Annotated in this window: 10 protein-coding genes; 5 read left to right on the top strand and 5 right to left on the bottom strand. The window is 34.0% G+C overall.

The window, feature by feature from the left end:
* Window positions 1-20 precede the first annotated feature (20 nt).
* Together OJ995_RS02455 and pth are read left to right on the top strand one after the other, a co-directional pair.
* Window positions 21-623, top strand: a complete 603-nt coding sequence (locus OJ995_RS02455; protein ID WP_264367991.1) for a 50S ribosomal protein L25/general stress protein Ctc — start codon at window positions 21-23, stop codon at window positions 621-623.
* Window positions 624-768: 145 nt separating this feature from the next.
* Entirely contained in the window at window positions 769-1,335 is a 567-nt protein-coding gene (pth, locus tag OJ995_RS02450) for an aminoacyl-tRNA hydrolase (protein ID WP_264368019.1), read from the top strand.
* A gap of 47 nt (window positions 1,336-1,382) precedes the next feature.
* Here the strand turns inward: pth and OJ995_RS02445 are convergent, their stop codons facing one another.
* A complete protein-coding gene (locus OJ995_RS02445; RefSeq protein WP_264367990.1) occupies window positions 1,383-4,691 on the bottom strand; it encodes a zinc-dependent metalloprotease in 3,309 nt (1,102 codons plus the stop codon).
* Window positions 4,692-4,811: 120 nt separating this feature from the next.
* Window positions 4,812-7,604: a T9SS-dependent choice-of-anchor J family protein gene (locus tag OJ995_RS02440; RefSeq protein WP_264367989.1), complete on the bottom strand. Its 2,793-nt coding sequence runs from the start codon at window positions 7,602-7,604 to the stop codon at window positions 4,812-4,814.
* Window positions 7,605-7,875: 271 nt separating this feature from the next.
* Here OJ995_RS02440 and OJ995_RS02435 point away from each other — a divergent pair, with 271 nt between their 5' ends.
* Together OJ995_RS02435 and OJ995_RS02430 are read left to right on the top strand one after the other, a co-directional pair.
* Window positions 7,876-8,808 (top strand): bifunctional riboflavin kinase/FAD synthetase, encoded by a 933-nt coding sequence (locus OJ995_RS02435; RefSeq protein ID WP_264367988.1) that lies wholly within the window; start codon window positions 7,876-7,878, stop codon window positions 8,806-8,808.
* The gene (locus tag OJ995_RS02430) at window positions 8,805-10,103 is read left to right on the top strand and encodes an HTTM domain-containing protein (RefSeq protein ID WP_264367987.1); all 1,299 of its coding nucleotides are present in this window, start codon (window positions 8,805-8,807) and stop codon (window positions 10,101-10,103) included. Before OJ995_RS02435 ends, OJ995_RS02430 begins: the two co-directional genes overlap by 4 nt.
* Window positions 10,104-10,137: 34 nt before the next feature.
* On the opposite strand, the gene OJ995_RS02425 is transcribed toward OJ995_RS02430, so the two are convergent.
* The 3 genes from OJ995_RS02425 to OJ995_RS02415 form a co-directional block, all read right to left on the bottom strand.
* Window positions 10,138-11,526, bottom strand: a complete 1,389-nt coding sequence (locus OJ995_RS02425; protein WP_264367986.1) for a dipeptidase — start codon at window positions 11,524-11,526, stop codon at window positions 10,138-10,140.
* Window positions 11,527-11,629: 103 nt separating this feature from the next.
* Window positions 11,630-15,973 carry a DUF8693 domain-containing protein gene (locus OJ995_RS02420; RefSeq protein WP_264367985.1) on the bottom strand — a complete coding sequence of 1,448 codons (4,344 nt, stop codon included), beginning with the start codon at window positions 15,971-15,973 and terminating at the stop codon, window positions 11,630-11,632.
* A gap of 112 nt (window positions 15,974-16,085) precedes the next feature.
* Entirely contained in the window at window positions 16,086-21,986 is a 5,901-nt protein-coding gene (locus tag OJ995_RS02415; RefSeq protein WP_264367984.1) for a DUF8693 domain-containing protein, read from the bottom strand.
* A gap of 124 nt (window positions 21,987-22,110) precedes the next feature.
* On the opposite strand from OJ995_RS02415, the gene OJ995_RS02410 reads away from it, so the two are divergent.
* Window positions 22,111-22,590, top strand: a complete 480-nt coding sequence (locus OJ995_RS02410) for a regulatory protein RecX (RefSeq protein WP_349292868.1) — start codon at window positions 22,111-22,113, stop codon at window positions 22,588-22,590.
* Window positions 22,591-22,636: the final 46 nt, after the last annotated feature.

Genomic DNA, 22,636 nt, shown 5'->3' with positions numbered 1-22,636 from the left:
TTAATTATATATATTTTACAATGAAATCAATTACGATTAAAGGATCAGAAAGAGAAAACGTAGGTAAAAAGGCAACTAAAGCCGTACGTGATGCTGGAATGGTTCCTTGCGTTATCTACGGAGGAAATCAGCCAGTTCATTTTGTTGCAGACGAAAGAGCATTTAAAGATTTAGTTTACACTCCAAACGCACACACAGTTGTAATTGAGTTAAACGGAACGTCTTACAATGTAATTATGCAAGACATTCAGTTTCACCCAGTTTCTGATAAAATTTTACACATTGACTTTTTCCAATTAAGTGATGACAAAGAAATCATCATGGAAGTACCAGTTAAAATTACAGGAACTTCTCCAGGGGTATTATTAGGAGGTGTTTTACGTTTAAACCAACGTCGTTTAAAAGTTAAAGCTTTACCTAAAAACTTACCTGATTTTGTTGAAGCAAGTATTTCTGAATTACAAATGGGTAACAAATTGTATGTAACTAAATTAGAAACAAACAATTTCAAATTAATGCACCCAGACAACACTGTTGTTTGTCAAGTAAGAATTTCTCGTGCTGCGATGAAAGCTGCTCAAGAAGCTGCAAAAGCAGAAAAAGGTGGAAAAAAGAAAAAATAATTTCTTTACAAACTATACAAAAAGAAGCATCAGTTTTACTGGTGCTTTTTTTATGCTTTCAACTTTCTAAACTTTGCACTACTTTTACATCATGAATTGGTTTTTAACTCTATTTAAGAAAAACAAACAAGAAGACACTATTCCAATGAAGAAATTCTTAATTGTTGGGCTTGGAAACATTGGCTCAGAATACGCAAATACGCGACACAATATCGGTTTTAAAATTTTAGATTACATTGCTAATCAGGAAGGAATTTCGTTTCAAACGGTGAAATTAGGTGAAATTGCTGAGTTAAAAATAAAAGGAAGAACTATTCTGTTATTGAAACCTAACACTTACATGAATTTAAGCGGGAAAGCGGTAAAATATTGGTTAGAAAAAGAAAACATCGAAAAGGGAAACATGTTGGTTATTACCGATGATTTGAATTTAGCTTTTGGAACTATCCGAATTAAAACCAAAGGAAGTGATGGCGGTCATAACGGACTTAAAAACATCCAATTATTATTAAACTCGACTGAATACCCACGTTTTAGATTTGGCATCAGTGACGCCTTTAAAAAAGGGCAACAAGTCAACTATGTTTTAGGTGAATGGGACGCAGAAGAAAAAGAAAAATTAATAGAACGTCTTGAAATAAGTTCAGAAATAGTAAAATCCTTTGCTTTAGCAGGTTTAAATAATACTATGAATACTTATAATGGAAAATAAAAAAGGGAAGCTTAAAGCTTCCCTTTTTCTATATTACAAAATTGTATTTATTGAACTACAATCTTTTTTACTTCTTTTCTAGCACCATCTTGAACAGTTACAAGATAAACTCCTGACTGAACACCACTTAATTGTAATGATTCGTTAAACAAACCACTATTATCATAAGTTTGAGTAAAGATTTCTCTTCCTCTGATATCATGAACATTTACTTTAATATCATTTCCAGAATTTGATGTGAATTGAATATTGAAGTTACCGTTATTAGGGTTTGGATAAACCACTAAGTCATTAATTTGATTGCTATTCGAACTTAATGGTTGTGTTGTACAGAAATTTAAACCCCAACTATTTAACGAACCTCCATCTCCAGCATAATTATCAGCAACTGTTAGTGTCCACGTACCTGCTGAATTTTGTCCATTAAATGTTGATAATGCTTGAGTTGGAACAACAACCCCTGATAAAGCTGGATTTCCAGTTCCACAAATAACAGCTGAACCTGAATCATCAACTGTAACATTCATATTGTCATTATCGCCACATGGCTCAACTAATACATTTAAAACCGTACCTAATGGACTAGTAAGTGTAATCGTTAAATCTTGAATGTATGTATGCGTAATATTCAAATTCACATTTACATCTGTTATCACAACACCAGATGCTACATTCAAAGTAGAAGTTACTGTATTTGCATTGTTACTTCTAATTGTTTTAGGAACATCTACACTTGATGTTAAACCACAATTTGTTTGTCCTGTTTTAAAATTATAAGTAGCGCTATAAACTCCTTCGCAACCAGCATTTTTAGGCTTAACTCTCCAATAATAAGTGGTAGCATCAGCCAAACCATTTAAAGAATATGTTGTTCCTGTAACATTTCCACTATAAACAATTGTAGTAAATGCTACATCAGTTGCAACTTGAACATCGTAAGATGCTGCTGCTACATTTGCTGGCCAACTCAAACTTAAATTTGTAAATTGATTTATTGCATTATTTGCAGGCGATGTTAATGTTTGTGTACCAAAATTAGAATTTAACAAATCTAAATAGAATGGAGCTGTTTTTGTAACAGCTCCAGAAGTTGCTGTTACGATTACAGTATAAAGCCCTGGTGCCGCACCAGCAGTGTTACCTATGGTCATAGTAACCGTACCATTAGCATTTATTGATGTTGGAGAAAAAGCAACAGTTGTTCCCGCAGGGTTACCCGATGCTGAGAAAGTTGTTGTGCCAGAAAAACCTGCTAAAGCTTTATAATCTATACTGTAAGATGTGTTTGCTCCTTGGCAAGAAGATTTATTTTGTTGACCTTCAACGCCATTAAAAGCTATTGACATTGTGCTTGTAGCTGCCGTAATAGTAAAGTTTGTATTTGAAACATCAAAGAAGATGTTATCCCATCCTTTAACCATTATTCTATTTGTAGTACCTGCAGTATTAGGAACTGTAATTGTTTCAGAACCATCATTTGGCACTTTGCTAGCTAATAAAGTTGTAAAACTTGTTCCTCCATTCGTTGATAAATAAATATCAACAAATTTAGCATTAATTCCATTAACATCAGTACCAGCCACATTCCATGTAACTGTTTGATTAGTTCCTGCTGCCCAAGAAATAGCTGTATTAGGAGCACTAACAAGAAAAGGACCTGCAGTTCCATTGACAGTTACTTTCATTAAATCCGTAGCCGTTTGACCGATTCCTGAATTATTATCTCTAACTGTTAAAGAGAAGTTTAAATCTCTAGCAACTGATGGACAAACTTCCCAAGTATTTGAAGTTGCACCAGTTAAAACCGTAGCCATATTTGGCATAAATCTAGTTGCTGAAGATGTTCCCCATATAGATCTAAACATTGGACCTACCGCTCTCGTAGCTGTAGGAGCAGCAGTTGTGTTTGGATTTTCAGGGTCATTTTGTTCCCAAGTATAAGTTATTGGATCCCCTTCAGGATCTGAACCTTGACCAACTAACATAAATGCTGTTGATCTTGGAATTATATAATCTCTACCTGCATTAGCTGTTGGAGGGTTATTAGCAAGATTTGTCAATGGTAAAGTTGGTTGACTTATTCCAAACTTTACATTTTGCATAATATCTCTAATATTTACATAAGCAAAATATGCATCACTAGCTCCTTGAACATTTGAAGCACAAATACCAGCATATGCCATAATCGTAGATCCTGATCCTGGCTCTACTTCTGTTGCTCCACTTCCTGAACGACAACCTGAGCTACTTTGTGTATGATAACCTCCAAATTGATGACCCATTTCATGCGCTACATAATCAATATCAAATGGATCTCCTGTAGGATTTGGAAGACCTGTCATACCTGTTCCTTTGTGAAAACCACCATTAGGATCTGTACTTGGACTACAAACACAACCTATACAACCCGCATTTCCTCCTCCAGAAGTATTAAAATTATGTCCAATATCATAGTTACCAAAGCCAACATTAGCATCAATAGTAACTCCTGTTTGCACATTGTATTCCCCATTCCAAGGATCTGAACCCGTTGCTCCAATATAAATTAAGGCGTCGTTATTAGCAATAAAAATCATAGTAATAGCTAAATCATTTTCATAAACACCATTAACACGCGTCATCGTAATAGCCATTTGAGCCTGAACTCTTCCTTTTCTGGTAGCTATTGGGTCTGTATCAGCACCATCAAATAAATTACCATATTCTGCAGTACAAGACTGGGCTAATCGATAAGTTCTTAAAACTTTATCATCTGTGTCAGCTCTAAAAGTCGCACCTGCTCTTCTATCACTTTCCAATGTAGGTAAATGAGCACCTTCATCTGTTAAACACTCAAATGACTGAGCACTTCCTAAAAGGCTAGCTCTGTTATAAACAATATAATTCTGTGTGTCTTCTGTGTAAGGATCTATAAAAGCGGTACTTTTCCCTGCAGATAAAACCATACTATGTAAACCGAATTCTGTTACAGAAAATCTAGCAATTGCCGTAACATCATCTATACCTTTTCCAACATAAGACTTGATGTTTGGATATTTAGCAGCTAACCCTGCCTCCATAATAGGAGTTTCTAAAATTCTAAATTGTTCTAATTTTCCTTCAGCATTAGGCAGTTGAATAACAACATTTGAAACACCTTGAAATTCCCCTCTAACGGGTGCATTACGTAATTGGCTTTTCATGCCTTGAAGATCTAATTTCCACAATTGATATTCTTGCGGAAGAGAGGCTCTTCTAACTTTTGGTAAATTTTCAATCGCTTTTCCTTCAACTAAATTCCACACTCCTTTACCCTGAGCATGCATATTAAAAGAAGAAAAAAGAACTAAAATAATTAATAGTAAGTTTTTTTTCATTTTTGGTTAAGTTTATGATTAATAGTCAAATATATAATTTTAAATATAAATTTTTGAGTTTTTCACAAAAAAAAGAGAAGACTTTCGTCTTCTCTTTGATTAAAATACTTAAAATTATGATTATTCAACTATAATTTTCTTAGTTAAATTTTTAGAACCATCCTGAATTTTTACTAAATAAATTCCAGATTGAACATTTTCTAATTGAATAGTTTCGTTAAATAATCCATTATTCTGATATTGTTTATCAAAAATAACTCTTCCTCTTATATCAAAAACTGAAACATTAATTTGATCAGAATAAGGAGTAAATTGAACATTAAAACTACCATTATTTGGATTTGGATATAAATTAATATCACTGAAAGCAAAACTCTCAGAAGGCAAACTTGCTTGTCTAGCAAATGAATAAACACCTTGTATACCGTTTGTAAATGTTGCTGTTAAAGTTACGCCAGTAGCACCAAACGAACCTATTGTTACAGGTTGGATTTCTCTTGTTACACCATCTCTAACAACATATAATAATGATCTTGCATTTCCTGTAGCAGCTTCCCATCCAGCGATTTCAGCTTCAGTAAAATAGAATGTGATTGTTGAATTCCCTGTAACCACATTTGCAGGAGTGATTGTAAACTGTTTTGACATTGCAAAGTTAATTGTTCCAGTAACTGAACCATATTGTAACGCACCAGTTCCTGATCTTGTTACAGCAACAGAAGTACATCCAAAGTCAGTAGCACTATTAACAGTTATACCTGTCATTATATTTCTTGCAACAGAATCATAGAAAGTAGCAGTACCTGCACCTTTTAAACCGTTATTACCACTAGTCGCTGTATTAACAGCTGTCTGAACATTTGTATTTACAGTAGAAGTCAATAATACAGAATCTAACAACAATAAACCTGTTGCAGTATTTAAATTACTATGTCTGAAAACAATATAACCAGTTTGACCTGCTAAAGCTAATAAACTATGATTTCTTAAAACAGATGCTCCGTTGCCAATTGTAGTCGCTGCCTGTAATACTGTTCCTGAAGTTATATTTGCTTCAGTTGAAACGTTTGTTGTAAAATAAACAGTATAATTACCAGAAGTCGCTCCATAACCAGCCATAATATAAGATAAATTTACTGCTACAGCTCCAGATGGAATAGTTACCTGAGGGCTAATCATATAATTATTTGGTGTAGCATTACCTGTACCTCCTAAATACGTTCTACTTTTTTCAGAATATGCACAAACACCAACAATGGTATTAGGAGCTGTACCAATACCAGCCGCACCATTAACCGTTCCCCATGTATCTGCATCAGTATCAAGCAATGTCCAACCTGCTGCATCTTCAAAATCTTCTGTTAATATTGTATTAACAACAGTACTTGATGGAGCTACATCATCATTAAGAATCGAAAAAGTTAATTTATTCCCTTCAGGATTTGCCACAGCATCTCCTCCGTTAGCATTTACTGTAAAATTAATAATAACATTTTCAAGAGATTCAATATATGCATCATTATAAACTCTAACTACTAAATTTTGATCCGCCGTTGAACCTGAATTAAAAGTTACTGTAGGCGTCATGATAGCAAAGTCATTTGAATTTGCTGTAGAAGCACCATCTATTGTAAAGGTCACTACTGCATTTGCCGTTGGTGCTTTATTAATATTTAAAGGAATTGTGTAATCCGTAAAGCTACATCCATCACCTTCAGTTTTATCAGAATTTTGAACTCTTGACTCACAAACTAAACGCTTAAACTGAATTGTAGCTTGTGGTGAAGTACAAACTGTAGAAACCAATAAATCATCTCTACGTGGAGAATTCATTAAAACGGCTAACATTCTATCCTTTTGTTCTTGAGTAAACATGTTCATACAGCCATCATCCGTATAATCCATATAATTCTGGATTTGATCGACACCTGGTATTGTTGGACAAGAGTCTGTACCCGTTGGACAACCAAAGTTAGCCGCTGCAGACGCAGGAGTATCTGCGCAAAAATCTTCATTAGTTGCAACGTTTGTTGTTCCTGAAGGACAACCATCATCACCCCAAATATGACGCAAACCTAACATATGCCCAACCTCATGAGTCATTGTTCTTCCTTTATCATATGCAGTTCCTCCGTATGAACCAGTTGGAAACAAAGTTCTTGAACCCCAAGTGTCAAAACTACAAACTACACCGTCTGTAGATGCTTCACCTGTAATACAATCTTCAGCAGGCATTCCATTTAAACCAGATCCTGTAGGAAATTGAGCATATCCTAAGACACCTGCTAAGTCTCCTCCAAATCGGAAAGTCCACATATTTAAATATTTAGTAGGATCCCAAATTGTTGCTGCTTTTGCTGCCTCAACATCTGCCTCTCCATAAGAAACAATTGCTCGGCTTACTCTATCAATACCATTTGTAGGATTACCATTTGGATCAACTACAGCCAAACAAAATTCAATTGTAGTATCAACCCCAGCTCCGTTACCAGGAGTACCGGCTAATTTTCTAAAGTCTTGATTAAAAACCGTTATTTGCGACAATACTTGACCATCTGCAATATTTTCACCAGTTCCTAATGCATCACCGTTGTGAATAATGTGGACAACAACAGGAATTCTTATTACAGCAGGAAGTCTGCCTTCTGAACGTTGTTTTTTAATTTCTTTTAATTTTGGAGCTAACCAAGCCTCAAAAGCCTCATCCGAAGGCGCTAAGCCTCTACTCTGTTTGCTTTTTAAATATTCTGTGCTTGCGCATCTAACAATTCCATTCGGACCAAAAGATCTAGCTGCGGAAATGCCATTTTTAAACGTTTCATCTGATTTGACTAAATCTTTAGTTTTTAACTGTTGAGAAAAACCAAAAAAACCAGAAATCAACATAAAACATAATAGTAAATTTTGTTTCATAATAAGGTAGTTTTTAGGTAAAGAGCAAAGATACTAATTTTTAGATATTTAACAAATAACTTACGTGTTGTTTGATTTTTTTTAAAATAAATTCATTTAAAAAATTTTAATTCAAGCCCTTTACAATCAATACATGGTAAAAATCAAATAATATATATTAATTTCAAAACTATTTAAACAAGACAAAATACAAGTTAGAAAATAATTTTATTTATCTAAATTGCTACTAAATTTAACAAAGTCAAATTATATTTGCACAAACAATTTAATTTTGAAAACTCATTTTTCAGTATACACCTTCAAACCTTTAAAACCATCGATTATAACTATCGGTACTTTTGATGGTGTTCACTTAGGTCATCAATCAATACTAAAAAAAATAGTTGATGCTAAGAATTTAGAAAATACAGAAAGCGTATTACTTACTTTTTTTCCGCATCCTAGAATGGTTTTACAACAAGATGCTTCTATTAAATTGTTAAATACTATTGATGAAAAAGCGGAATTACTTGATAAATTCGGCATCGACAACCTAATTATTCATCCTTTTGATGCGGCATTTTCAAATTTATCTGCTGAAGAATTTGTGAAAGAAATTTTAGTTGACAAATTAAACATTCATAAAATTATTATTGGTCACGATCATCGATTTGGAAAAAACAGAACAGCTGATATTAGCGATTTAATTTCTTATGGAGAAAAATATGGGTTTGAAGTTGAACAAATTAGCGCTCAAGAAATTAACGAAATTGCGATTAGTTCTACTAAGATTAGAAAAGCTTTATTAGAAGGAGAAATTCAATTAGCCAATCAATATTTGGGCTATTCTTATTTTATTACAGGAAAAGTTGTTGAAGGAAAAAAAGTAGGCAGAACTATTGGATTTCCAACAGCTAACATTGAAATTAAAGAAAATTACAAATTACTTCCAAAAAACGGTGTTTATATTGTATCAAGCCAGATTAATGATGTGATGCATTATGGCATGATGAATATCGGCAACAACCCAACATTAGGTGAAAATGAACAATCAATTGAAGTACATTTTTTTGGAATAAATGAAGATATTTATAACGAAAAATTACAAATTTCGTTTTTAGAGCGTATACGCGAAGAACATAAATTTGAATCTATAGTAGAATTACAAGCCCAACTTGAAAAAGACAAAATCTTTTCTCTTGCATATATTCAAAATTTAAAATGAAAACATTATTCAAAGAAATAGATAACAGTCCATTAATTGTTTTCCGAATTTTCTTTGGATTTTTAGTTGCTTGTGAAAGCTTTGGCGCAATACTTACAGGATGGGTTAAACGAGTTTTGATTGATCCACAATTTACTTTTTCTTTTATTGGTTTTGAATGGTTACAACCTTTTCCTGGCAATGGAATGTATTTTTATTTCATTACAATGGGTGTTTTTGGATTAGCTATTATGCTCGGATATCGATATCGAATAGCTATCATTTCATTCACCATTTTATGGGCTGGTGTTTATTTCATGCAAAAAACAGCTTATAACAATCATTACTATTTATTACTTTTAATAAGTTTCCTGCTGATTTTTCTTCCAGCAAATCGATATGCTTCTATAGATGTAAAGCAACAAAGAGTGAAAGAGGAAAAAACAATGCCTTATTGGATTAGTCTTTTATTTATAGTTCAAGTTGCTATTGTTTATGTTTACGCATCCATTGCTAAATTTTATCCAGATTGGTTGGACGGCACTTTTACAAGAAACTTATTAGTAAATTCTACAGAAATCAGAGCCTTAAAAAAACTATTTATTCAAAAATGGTTTTATTTGTTTATTGCCTATATGGGAATTATTTTTGATTTACTAATTGTACCTCTTCTTCTTTTCAAAAGAACTAGAATTATTGCATTAATAGCTTCTTTATCTTTCCATCTTTTTAATGCAGTTTTCTTAGAAATTGGCATTTTTCCTTTCTTTGCTCTAACTTTTGCTTTATTTTTTTACGAACCTGAAACCATCAGAAGAATATTTCTTAAAAAGAAAACAAGTGTTGAAAATGAAAATTTACACCAAAATTTCTACGGAAAAAGAATTGTTTACTTTTTGATGATTCCTTATTTAATTATTCAACTTTTACTCCCACTTCGTCATCACTTTATTGAAGGGGATGTGCTTTGGACAGAAGAAGGGCACCGATTAAGCTGGCGCATGATGCTTAGAGAAAGAAACGGATACATTATCATTAGAGTAAAAGATTTAAAAACCGGAAAAGAATCAATTTATAATTACGGTAAAGAGTTAACAGAAAAACAAGCTCTGAACTTAGCAACCAAACCCGATTTCATTTGGCAATATTGTCAACGTATTAAAGAAAATTTCAAAGGAAAACCTATAGCTATTTACATCGATTGTAAAAACAGTATTAACAGAAAAGAATATAAAACACTTATTGATCCAAAATTTGACATGGCAAAAGCTAAATGGGATTATTTTGGTCATAATGAATGGGTTTTACTTCATTAAAACAAAAAATCCCGATTTTCATCGGGATTTTATTTTATTTATTCATTTCTGTGAAATATTTGTAGAATAACGGGATCGTTTCAATTCCTTTTAAATAATTGAAAACTCCAAAATGTTCATTTGGCGAGTGAATGGCATCACTATCTAACCCAAAGCCCATTAAAATAGTTTTACTCTTTAATTCCTTCTCAAATAACGCTACAATTGGAATACTTCCCCCAGAACGAACCGGAATTGCAGGAACACCAAAAGTTTCAGTATATGCTTTGTTTGCTGCTCTATATCCTACACTATCAATAGGCGTAACATAACCTTGTCCACCATGATGCGGTTTTACTACAACTTTCACTGATTTAGGAGCAATACTTTCGAAATGTTTTTTAAACAATTCTGTAATTTCTTCCCAATCTTGGTTTGGCACTAAACGCATCGAAATTTTAGCAAAAGCTTTGCTTGCAATAACCGTTTTAGCTCCTTCTCCTGTGTAACCACCCCAAATTCCATTTACATCTAATGTTGGACGAATCGAATTTCTTTCATTGGTAACATAACCTGCTTCTCCGTGAATATCTTCGATATCTAAGGCTTTTTTGTATTTCTCTAATGAGAAAGGCGCTTTTGCCATTTCGGCTCTTTCATCAGCAGATAATTCTTCTACTTTATCGTAAAAACCAGGAATCGTAATATGATTGTTTTCATCATGTAACGAAGCAATCATTTTGGTTAATACATTAATTGGATTCGCAACCGCTCCACCATATAATCCTGAATGTAAATCTCTATTTGGCCCGGTAACTTCAACCTCAACATAACTTAAACCTCTTAATCCAGTTGTGATTGATGGTTGTTGGTTAGAAATCATTCCTGTATCGGAAATTAAAATTACATCATTTGCTAATTTCTCTTGATTTCTTTCTACGAACCATCCTAAACTTTTTGAACCTACTTCTTCTTCACCTTCAATCATGAATTTTACGTTACATGGCAAGCAATTGTTTTGAATCATATACTCAAACGCCTTCACATGCATGTACATTTGACCTTTGTCATCACAAGCACCACGAGCAAAAATGGCTCCTTCAGGGTGAATTTCTGTTGTTTTAATTACAGGTTCAAAAGGTGGCGAAGTCCATAATTCCATTGGATCTGGTGGTTGTACATCATAATGTCCGTACACTAAAACCGTTGGTAAATTTTTATCGATGATTTTTTCTCCGTAAACAATTGGATAACCTGGTGTTTCGCAAAGCTCTACGAAATCGCAACCTGCTTTTTCTAAACTTGCTTTAACTGCCTCGGCTGTTAATACAACATCGTGAGCATAAGCGCTATCAGCACTTACTGATGGTATTTTTAAAAGTTCGATTAATTCGTTTAAAAAACGTTCTTTATTTTCTTGAACGTATTGTTTTATATTGTCCATTGTGATTGTTTGATAAAGTTCAAAAATACGAAATTGATTTTAAATGAAATAAAAAAAGCCCAATCTTTAATCGATTGGGCTTTTGAATAAAAGTATTTTGAATTTAAAAAACTATTTTCTTAGTTACTTTAGTTCCGTTTTCAAGTGTAACCTGAACTAATAAAGCAGTGTTGTTTTTTTGAATTTTAGACGTTTCAAATGTATTAGAACTCATAACATTAGAATCGAAAAGTAATTGACCTAAAACAGAATAAACTTTAACATTAGCAATTAGTGCTTTATTTGAAACTACTTGAATAGCATTGTTTGAAACCACCATTACTTCATTACTTGAAACAAAATCATTATTTCCTAATGTTTCATTGTTATATCGTAACACAAATCTATTATTCAATATACCTGCATTAGCTGAGAAAGAATATGGAGATTGTCTTAAATCATGAATAATATTTAAATCTTTATCCTCTAAATAAATTGGTAAATCAGAAGCAACACCATCTAATGCAGCAATTGCAATTGAATAATTACCGTTTGCTACGATATTAACCCCTAAAGCCACTCTATCATTTGTGTCAATTGGATACGATTTTCCTTGTATAGTTAACAAATCATCTTCTAACAAAGAATAAATTTTCATTGTTAGTCCAGCAGCAGTAACAGCATCAAAAAGACGATCTTTTGCTGCAGTTGCACCTTCAGCATATCCTACTAAAGTTCTATCTGAATTATTTTCATTATCTACAATATCTAACCAAATTCTTGAGGCTACTAAACTAGGATTGTCTTCTCCTTGAGCATTTCTATAAAACTGATTATTAGCATAAGAAGCACTTCTTAATGCATTATTAAAAGTAATATTTTGAGTTGCTGCAGCACCATCATTCATTTGAACAAAGAAACCTTGTCCACCAGCAATATAACCATTAAAGCCTACAGGACCACTTACTGTACCTAAACCATTATACGTTATATAATCTGCAGGTGTATAATTTGATGGAGAAGTTCCATAAAAAGGAGAAGAAATTGCTGAAGACGGCAAACTTGTATGCGTCCACAAACGTACTGCTCCTTCAATATTTGTGTTCAAATTCAAGAAATCTAAAGCACGAATAGCTGATGGATATGGATTACCAACTAAATTCCAGTTATCATCAAACTTTGTTACCTGAGTTCCATTAGTTCCATTGTAATTTGCTCCAGTAAAACCACCTCTAGAAATAGGAATTGTTATTATACCGTTGTTAGGAGTACCATTATTAAAAGTTGCAGTAAAATTTTGAGCTACATTTGTAAAACTTTCTGGACCTTTAACGATATATCCTTTTCCTAAAACCATAGTTTCTCCACTTCCTGAAACCCAATTTCCAAAACCACCATTAGTATTAACAATGGTTGGATTCCATTTAAAAATAAACAAAGTATTTGTCAAGGGAGAAACTCCATTTACATTGAAAGCGCTAATTGGTGATGACCAATATACATAATCATTTTTACGAATAGAAACCGTTCTCTCATATGAAATATTTCCAGTATTAACAGCGGCGTCATCAATTTGAACCAATGATCCATTATTTAAAACATTCAAAGTTCCATTTACTGTGATATTACCCGAAACAGTAATATAATTATTAGCTCCAATATTAGCAGTTCTACCTGCATTTACAGTTAAACTACAACATTCAAAACTTCCGTTTGTTGCTGTATTATAATTCCCGTCAATAACAACTACTTTCTTTTTATCTGGCGCTCCATTACTCCACGCTGCACCATTCCAAGTAGTAGTTGAACTTCCACAAGTCCAAAACTCACCAGTAAACATGCCTCTTCCAAAAGTTGCCGCTAAAATTGTATTATCTGAGCTTCTATAATCAAAAGATAACACCTTAACATCTTTCATTCCATTATTTGATCGAACCCAGTTTGGAGACGCTGCATTAAAATTTGTAGTAGCCCAAACTCCTAGTTCTGTCCCAACAATTACCTCATTTAAAGCGAAAGGGTTTTGTAAAATACATTTAACTGGTAAATTAGGTAGATTCCCTTCTTTGTTTTGCCATGTCGTTCCACCATCTGCAGTGTACCATACACTAACTACACCATAATTATGAAACGTAACAAAAATATCGTTTTCAGATTGTCCATAACGAATATCAGAAATCGCACCCAACCAAGCTCCATTTCCAATAGATGCCCACGTTGGTGTCCCATTCGCACTATTTAATCTTAACAATCTACCATTAGCAAGTCCAACCAAAAGTCTATTTGCAGTATATGGCGAAGGTTGTAAATACGTAGGAATATCATTTAATAAAGCATCAGACAAAGTAGCCTGCGTTGTTAAAGTAGCGCCTGAGAATCTGTATATTCTATAATTTGTACCATTTGTACCATTTGTGTATAAGATATTAGAATTACTATCATACCCACTTTGGTTAACAAAATCTCCATCTGCCGTATTATTAACAATAGTATTTAATGCAGCACCATTCATGTCTTTTCTATAGTAAACATTATATACGTAAGAAGAAATCATAAAATCATCTTGCTTATCGATAAAAACCCAACATCCATCTCCACCAGAAACAGCAACTGAAGAAGCTGGTGATCCAGGAGCGTTATTAATAAACTGCGAACCATTATCCTGAGCTCCAGCTAATAATTTTTGTGTAGCACCTGTTTGATTAATAGCTGCTTTATAAAACTGTGTAATGTTTAAACCGTTATTTCTTGATGCAATTGAAGCAGCTCCAACAGCCCCAGTGTTTGAATAAAACACACCACCATCGTTTCCTAATACCAATCGAGATGAATTTGCAAAAGCAATACAATGATGATCCGCATGTACCAATGGCACGTTTAGTGCAGCTAAGTTATTATTGTTAGACCATTTTGAAATTTGAGTAAAATTAGTCCCTCCATCAGCAGTTCTAAATAAGTCGATTCCACCAATTATCAATGTATTATCATCATTAGGGTCAATACCTATTAATAAATCATAAAAACTTTGTCCTCTTGTAAAATCATTTGCTGGGATTCCGGTATCAACGTCATCTGGAATTGCTCTAAAAGTTGGAGCAGTAGCAAAACCATCTGTTGTTACGGCAAAACGAGCTAAATCTCCAGCTCCAGATCTATTTTCCAATAACACATATAGCTTATTAGCGGTTTGCTTTGATGCTACAATTTCCACTCTACCATTGTTACCTAAATTTCTAACATTTGTCCAAGTACCACCATTAGTAGTAGAAAACACCATTCCGCCAGCAGCTCCAAAAGCATAACTGTATTTTGTTCCCATCCATAATTTCCCATCGGCACCAATTGCGAATTTATTTGGGGCATAAAATTGATTAGATGCATTTTTAAGCACTGCAACATTTAATCTTGCAAAATTTGTTCCATCTGTACTTCTGTATAAACCTATTGAATTAGACCCTAAATAGGTAAACCCTGCTGTCCCACCAGAAGCCGCAGTAACCTCTTCTGTATATGCCATAGCATCAACACCAATAAAAACTTCCGTTTGATTTGTTCCTGGGTTATTCCAAGCTACTATATCTTGAATGTAAACTATATTATCCGCCACATTCGCTGTTGCTGCACCAAAAATATTTACCCAGTTTAGGCCGCCATCTGTAGATTTATAAACACCATTCCCGTTTACAGCACCCCATGTATATACTTCACCAGTGCCTAAATACATGATATTTGAATTATTTGGATCAACAGTAATACACGAAACCGCCAAATTTCCTGGAACTCCATTAACTTGTTGCCATTGAGTGGCTGCTGAAGTTATATCATTATTAACCCATAAGCCGCCACTTACTCCACCTGCAAAAACCTTGGTAGTGCTTCCTGGAGCAAACATAAGAGTACGAACTCTTCCTCCAACATTGTTTGGACCTCGTTCTACCCAAGCGTTATCTACAGCATCTCCCGGAACTCTATTCGTAAGTTCAAGTGTTTTTAATCTTTGTTGTAACTGTAACGTTGCTTCTGGCTCTGGTCGCTCTAAATGTGGATTAGCAGTATATAACCATTCCTGCTCATAAAAAGCATTAGGAGGTAAAGACAACTCTTTTCTTTCACTCTTAGATAATTGTTTCGTCTTGGCAAAAGGGTGATTACGAAGAAAAGATGCGTATTTCCTTTTTAACTCTTCAATGGAGTCTAAATCTTTTAAAGAAGAGTGATTCTCAATCGTATTTTCAACAGTCGTTGATTGTTTTGATTGATTTTTTAAAGAACCATTTTTAGAATTATGTCCTTCTAAAATTTTAGATTCTTCGATTTTTAAATCTGATTTTATACTAGAAGTATTAATTACAGATTTTTCAATTCTTTGTTTTTCAGTTTTTTGTTGCTCATTATTATTTGAGCTTAAAAAAGCAAACGCAACAACAACTATTACAAAAGCTGAAGCGTAAAGTAATTTTCTTTTCATTTTAGGTAAGATTGGGGATAACAAATATAATAAAATAACCTAAAAAACAACTTTTATTAAAAAGAAAAAGCGACTATATCTAGTCGCTTTTTCTTTTTAATCTTTAATTTATTTAGTAAATAAGTTTCTTAGATACTTTTTTACCATTTACCAATGTTACTTGAATAATTAAAGGTGCATTATTTTTTTGCAAAGTATTAATTTCAAATACCTCTGAATCGATATCGGTTTTGTTTATTAATAACTGACCTAATACATTGTGAACTTGAACACTTTGAATGCTCTCATTATTCGAGTACACTTTGATTATATCTGTTGACGAAACTAAAACATCTGAATCATTATTAAAATCTTCGCTACTTAATGTTTCATTTGTATATCTAATAACAAAACGATCACTAAAAATTCCTGCATTTGACACAAAAGAATATGGTGATGCAGATAAATCATGAATAACATTTAATAATTTATCTTCTAAATAAATTGTTTGACCTTGTGCAAATATCCCATCTGCTTTTCTTATAGCAATTGTAACATTACTGTTAACACCAACACTTAATCCCATAGGAACTTTATCATTAATATCAAACGGGAGACTTCTACCTTGAATAATGAAAGGCTCTTTGTTAATTAATGAATAGAAACTAATAGTTGTATTCGGTTTATGAATACAATCGTAGAAATGATCCCTTCCATAAGTTGCATTTGAAGCATACCCTAATAATGTTCTATCAGATTGACCTGTGGTTGTATTAACAACATCTAACCACATTCTGTGCTTTTCCTGATCTTCAAATGATTCAGCAACAGATGAATTTCTAAAGAAATCACTATTGTTATAATTTGCATACCCTACACCAGTTCTAAAACTATTATTAAAATCGATTGTATTTGGTGTAGAAGCAACATGCAACATATTAACCATAAACCCTTGTCCAGAAGCAATTTTTCCAGCAAAAGTATCAGGATCTGTAGAACCTAAACCGTTATATTTTATATAATCAGTTGCAGAGTAATTGTATTGATAGTTGTTATAGAATGGATCAGTAATAGATGTTGGCAACAATCCATGTGTCCAAACCCAAACAGCACCTTCAATTTTTGTTTGATTTGCTACTAAAAACTCTTCTGCGTCAATAGCAGAAGGATAAGGGTTTCCAACTAAATTCCAGTTATCATCATATTTAGTTGTTAATACGTTGTTAGTATTGGCCGGCTCCGCATCATAATCAGCTCCATCAAAAATTCCTCTTTGAATAGGTAAAGTAAATGCGCCGTTATTTGGTTTACCAGAAAAAATAAGATTCATTGCTTGAGCTGTTGCAGCACCATTAGACGCTCTTGCTATATATCCTTGTCCTTTGGTCATGTTACCAGATGCATTTGCCCAATTCCCTAATGTACCATTCGCATTTGCTGCTAAAGTATTCCAATAATAGCGGTATGCATTTGGTAAACTCGCCACTGCAAAATTCTCAACTGGCGAACTCCAAAATACATAATCCAAATTACGTACTTGTGCCGTTCTATTTACTTGGAATTTTGTTCCCGTGTAAACACCATCATTAGTATCGGTTTCGTTTACTTGAATAAATTGACCATTATTTTGAATGGTTAAATCACCATTATGAGTTAATCTATTATTTACTCTAACATAACCAGTGCCATCAATATTTAAAACTCTTCCTGAATTAATTACTAAATTTCCTTCCGCAACTAAATCATTGGAAACACTAGTGTCAAAAGAATTATTTAATATGACATTATAGAAAACTTCCGTTCCTAATGGTGTTACGTTATTTATTATTTGCGGAGCTGTTCCCGTAAAGTAAACGGTTCCATTTCCTTCTGAAAATGCTGCATTTCCAACACTATTTGTCCAATCTCCAAACAAATATAACTGACCATCAGCAGTGCCAGCATTACTGTCGTCCATATCTAAAACTCCAGATCCTGAAATTTGAAGATTTCCATGAACTTCTAAAACATTATTTGAAGATGCTTGTATTTGAACTGTACTTCCAGAAATATTTAAATGATTTGAATACGCAATATCTGAATACTCATTTGAATATGGTGCTGTGTAATCTATAACTGCAATATTCATTGCTGTTGCATCAACCGTAACATCTGTAGTAACACTTGGAACTGATAAACCTTCCCAGTTTGCACAATTAAACCAGTTCGTATCTACATTTCCTACCCATTGTCCTGAAGGATTGCTTGGGCCAATTTGAAATGTTTTTCCAGCTCTATTTGCAGCACTACTTGTGGCATCTAAAGTATATCTTCCTGTGCTTAAAGTCCAATTATTTGTAACATCAGATATTCCTTGCACAATTTGTCTTACAGTTGCAATACCATGTTGTTTATCATTCTCATAATATCCACTAATTGCAGAAGTACTAGCACTTTCAACATTAAAACAAGTTAATGCTGCAGGCAATCTCGATTCTCTTGAATTTCCTCCAGAAGCATCTCCATTACAAGCACTAGTAATAGGAACCCAAGCCGCACGATTCGTTAATCCGTGTAAAAGTGTTCCACTTAAATAATAATTTGCTTGTCCTATATCTAACGTACCATCAAAAGTAAACGCTCCTTGTGCTAAATACATTTGATCAGAACCACTTGTAGTAATGTTTGGCGAAAAGAAAACACCATTTAAAACGCTTCCTGAAAAATCTGCTGTTCTGTTTGTTGTAGTAACTCCTGTTATTATATTAACACTTCCGAACCAATTAATTGTTCCATTGGTTCTAAACACTAAAACAGAACCTGCCGGAATATTTGCAGCACCCGTGTAAGTAATTGTTGCTTGATAAGGCTGTTCATCAGCGTTATCTCCTCCACCTCCCCATTTATCGGTTCTAACATTAGCTGCTGCACCCGCTTCATATCTTGAGTTTACAATTAAAAAAGACGTTCCTGGTGCAATATCAACCAAAGTTGCAACTAAATATTCATCTTCAGCCCCTGCACCTAAACATTGACCATCATACCCTACAAACACCAATTCTCCTGGTTTAAATACAGTTCCCACTGCTGGATTAACTGTTAATGTAGCAGCGTTGGAATTCAAATTACTACATGGAGCAGAAGCAATTACAATGCAACGATATTGATAACCACTCATAGCTAATGTAGCAGCCGAAATATTCAACGTTGCAGTAGTAACATTTGAATAAGGCGCAATATTTGATAAATTGACAAAACCACTTCCGGTATCTACTTGCCATTGATAAGTTAAACCTGAGCCTGTTGCAGCAACTGTAAAACTTGCATTTGCATTAACAATAGTTGATGCATTAACCGGCTGAGTAGTAATAACTGGTGTATTATTTATGGTTACAGCATATGGACCGATAGCATTTACTGACCAACACATTGCTACTGAATCATAAGCTCTTACATAATAATTACCTGATGTAGTAACATTTAAATTGGCATTTGCATTATTTGTTTGACTAATTCCTATAGCTGTTGTTTGCCAATAATAAACAACTGGTGCAGTAGCATTACCTGAAAAACTCAATGTTGTACTATCACACGCTGGAGTTGTTCCAGAAATAGTCCCAGTTGGATCGGCTGGTGGGGTACACAATAAACCACAGTATACTTTAAAATCATCAATAGTTCTTTGAGCGGTACCCGAAGATCTGCTATCTAAAAGTCTTATGTAGTATGTTCCGATATTGTATGCAGTTAAATCAATAGTTTCTAATTGACACGTTCCTGTAATTGTATTGATAGTAGCAACATTTGTCCACGGTCCTGCATTACTAGTAGAAACTTCAACATTTAAAACCCACGCATCAGTTGTTCCACTTCTTCTCTTGTAGAAAGTAAGTGTTTGTGGATTTACAATAGCAGGTGAAACAACAAAATCTCCTGTATTGTTAAAAACCACACCTTGGGCTCCTTCACAAAATTGACCACCTAAAATTGTTCCGCTATTTATCCAAGTTCCTGGTAAACCAGACTCAAAACCTTCACTTAAACATGGCCCAACCGCTAATGTGATTACCAATGTTTGAGTATCTGTTCCCGCAGCATTTGCAGCAGTAATAGTTACATTAAAAGTTCCTGTCACTGTTGGTGTACCAGAAATAATTCCTGTCACCGTATCTATAGATAAACCTGCCGGTAAACCAGTTGCATTATAACTCGTTGGCGAATTAGTTGCTGTAATTGTATAGGTAAAAGGCGAACCTTGATTACCAGAAGCAGTTAAGCTACTTGTAATTACGGGCGCACTTATTCCATTTCCTTGAATAGCGAAAGTATATGGGTTTTCATTGCTATCATTATTTGCAATGCTTAAAGTTGCCGTTCTTAAACCATCTGCTGATGGATCAAAAGTGATTTGAAAAGTTGTGCTTCCAGAAGCTGCGATACTATTTGACGGTATTGCAGTAACAGTAAAATCAGCTGAATTAGTACCTGAAATAGTAATGAATGGACTAACCCCTGTTAAACTTAAAGTAGCGTTTCCTGTATTTTGAATAGTGAAAGTCCTAACTATAGTTCCAGAGGTAGTTGCAACAGAACCAAAATCCGTATGGTCAGCTAAAGCAGGTGTTGCATCTCCTGAAACTATTGAAACTGCATTTCCTTGTAAATTTATTTCTGGAGCTGTTACTGTAAGCACACCATTTACATTGGTAGTACCATTCCAAAATCCGCCATTAAATCCACCATAACGGAAAGCGCCTGTACCTAATTGAAATCTTGAAGCGTAATAGTACGTTCCAGCTGGTAATGCCGAACCTATTTCTGCTTGATATTCATCATTATTTCCTGATTGTACATTGAATGTAGCTGGAATCCATGTCCAACCAACCGTACTTGGGTCATTATTGGTTGTATTATAACCTATCCAACCTTGAATTCCTGCTCCTTGACCAGCTGCTTCAGTAACACCCGGCTCATAAACTTGCGCATATACTGTAAAAGTTCCACCTGCTAAAATAGTTCCTGTAGCTGGAAATTGAACGTTACAAAAATCAACTACTGATGGATTAACAGTTAAAACACCATTCACGTTAGTTGTACCATTCCAAAAACCTCCATTATAACCTCCATATCGAAACGGACCTCCATTTAATTGAAAACGTGAAGCATAGTAGTAAGTCCCTGGCGCAAGTGCAGAACCAATATCCGCAACCAACTCATCATTATTTCCAGATTGCACATTAAATGTTGCAGGTACCCACGTCCAACCAGCTATACTTGGATCATTATTGGTTGTGTTATATCCTATCCAACCTTGAATTCCTGTCCCTATACCAGCAGCTTCTGTTACTCCTGGCTCATAAGTTTGTGCATATACATTAAAAACTCCTCCTTGAGTAATTGTTCCATTTGCTGGTGATTGTAAATTACAGTAATCAACTGCATCGGTCAAAACTGCACTAGTCGTTCCATTTAATTGAACATTTACTGAATTAGTTGAAGTATCAAAACCACCAGTTCCTCCTGTTCCAGTTGCTCCATATCCATAAATCCTAAAAGTAGTAGTAACTGTTATATTCGACAACCCGCTTATTGTTATCGTATTCGATGTACCAATTGCTGCTGTTGGCGCAACAATTCCAATATTACTAGCAAATCCATCTACAGAAGATCTTAAAACTACATTTTGAGGACCAGTCCCTGACTTATCCCAGTTAAAAACTAATGATGTTGGAGTAAAAGAAAAACCAGCGTTTGGAGTAACTATAAATTGTATATAATCATTTCCAGCTACAGCCTCTGCTATAGTATTTCCTGCAGCTGTATTCCCAGTATTAAACCATCCTGTACCACCAAATCTATTTGCATTAGCAGCAGGAGTTATAGTACCTTGAGTAAGATTTGATGCAGCGACATTAACATTATTGAAGACACTTGGCTCAGTTGTCTCAGTACCAGTATTACCAAAGGTATTCCATTGTAACAACTGAGAATACGAATCCTGATTTTTTAAAAATCCTGACACTAGAATAAGCGTAAATAGTAATTTTAATTTCATAACTTTGAATGAAAATATTAGATTTGGTTAAATTTTACCTTCTTTGATTAAAAAAAAGCCTACAAAGATAAATCATAATTTTTTGATTTTAAAATATTTACTGCATTATTAAATTGTTAACGAATTGAAAACTAATAAATCCGCTTTTTCCTTGAAAGAAATCTATGCTAAGATGGAATACTATTGCGCCTATCAGGAGCGATGTTACAAGGAAGTAGAAGAAAAATTATACTCGTTTTCTGTTAGTCAATCTGAAAAAGACGAAATTTTGACTTATCTTATTGAAAATAATTTTATTAACGAAGAACGCTTTGCACAAAGTTTTGTTCGTGGCAAGCACAATTATAAATTTTGGGGTAAAAATCGCATCGTAAACGAACTAAAATTTCGAAATATCTCTTCTCGAAACATTCAAACCGCATTAAAGGAAATCCCAGAAGCTACTTATTTGCATAACTTTCACACCTTGGCAGAAAAGAATTGGGAAACCTTCGCAGCACCAAAAGGACAAAAAAGAAATAAAAAATTCGTTGATTTCTTACTTCGTAAAGGATATGAAACGAGTTTGATTTATGAGAAGTTGAACGAATTGACTAAAGATTAGATTGCTTCGTGTCTCGCAATGACTATCTTTGCAAAAAAAATAATCA

The sequence above is a fragment of the Flavobacterium lacisediminis genome, from assembly GCF_025909975.1.
Taxonomy (GTDB): domain Bacteria; phylum Bacteroidota; class Bacteroidia; order Flavobacteriales; family Flavobacteriaceae; genus Flavobacterium; species Flavobacterium lacisediminis.
Note: the sequence above shows the minus strand (reverse complement) of the source record. Positions and strands in the feature narration are given on the sequence as shown.

Coding starts and splice junctions, on each gene's coding strand:
- OJ995_RS02445 (WP_264367990.1), bottom strand. CDS start 4,691: ATGAAAAAAAACTTACTATTAATTATTTTAGTTCTTTTTTCTTCTTTT.
- OJ995_RS02420 (WP_264367985.1), bottom strand. CDS start 15,973: ATGAAAAGAAAATTACTTTACGCTTCAGCTTTTGTAATAGTTGTTGTT.
- OJ995_RS02430 (WP_264367987.1), top strand. CDS start 8,805: ATGAAAACATTATTCAAAGAAATAGATAACAGTCCATTAATTGTTTTC.
- pth (WP_264368019.1), top strand. CDS start 769: ATGAAGAAATTCTTAATTGTTGGGCTTGGAAACATTGGCTCAGAATAC.
- OJ995_RS02415 (WP_264367984.1), bottom strand. CDS start 21,986: ATGAAATTAAAATTACTATTTACGCTTATTCTAGTGTCAGGATTTTTA.
- OJ995_RS02440 (WP_264367989.1), bottom strand. CDS start 7,604: ATGAAACAAAATTTACTATTATGTTTTATGTTGATTTCTGGTTTTTTT.
- OJ995_RS02455 (WP_264367991.1), top strand. CDS start 21: ATGAAATCAATTACGATTAAAGGATCAGAAAGAGAAAACGTAGGTAAA.
- OJ995_RS02425 (WP_264367986.1), bottom strand. CDS start 11,526: ATGGACAATATAAAACAATACGTTCAAGAAAATAAAGAACGTTTTTTA.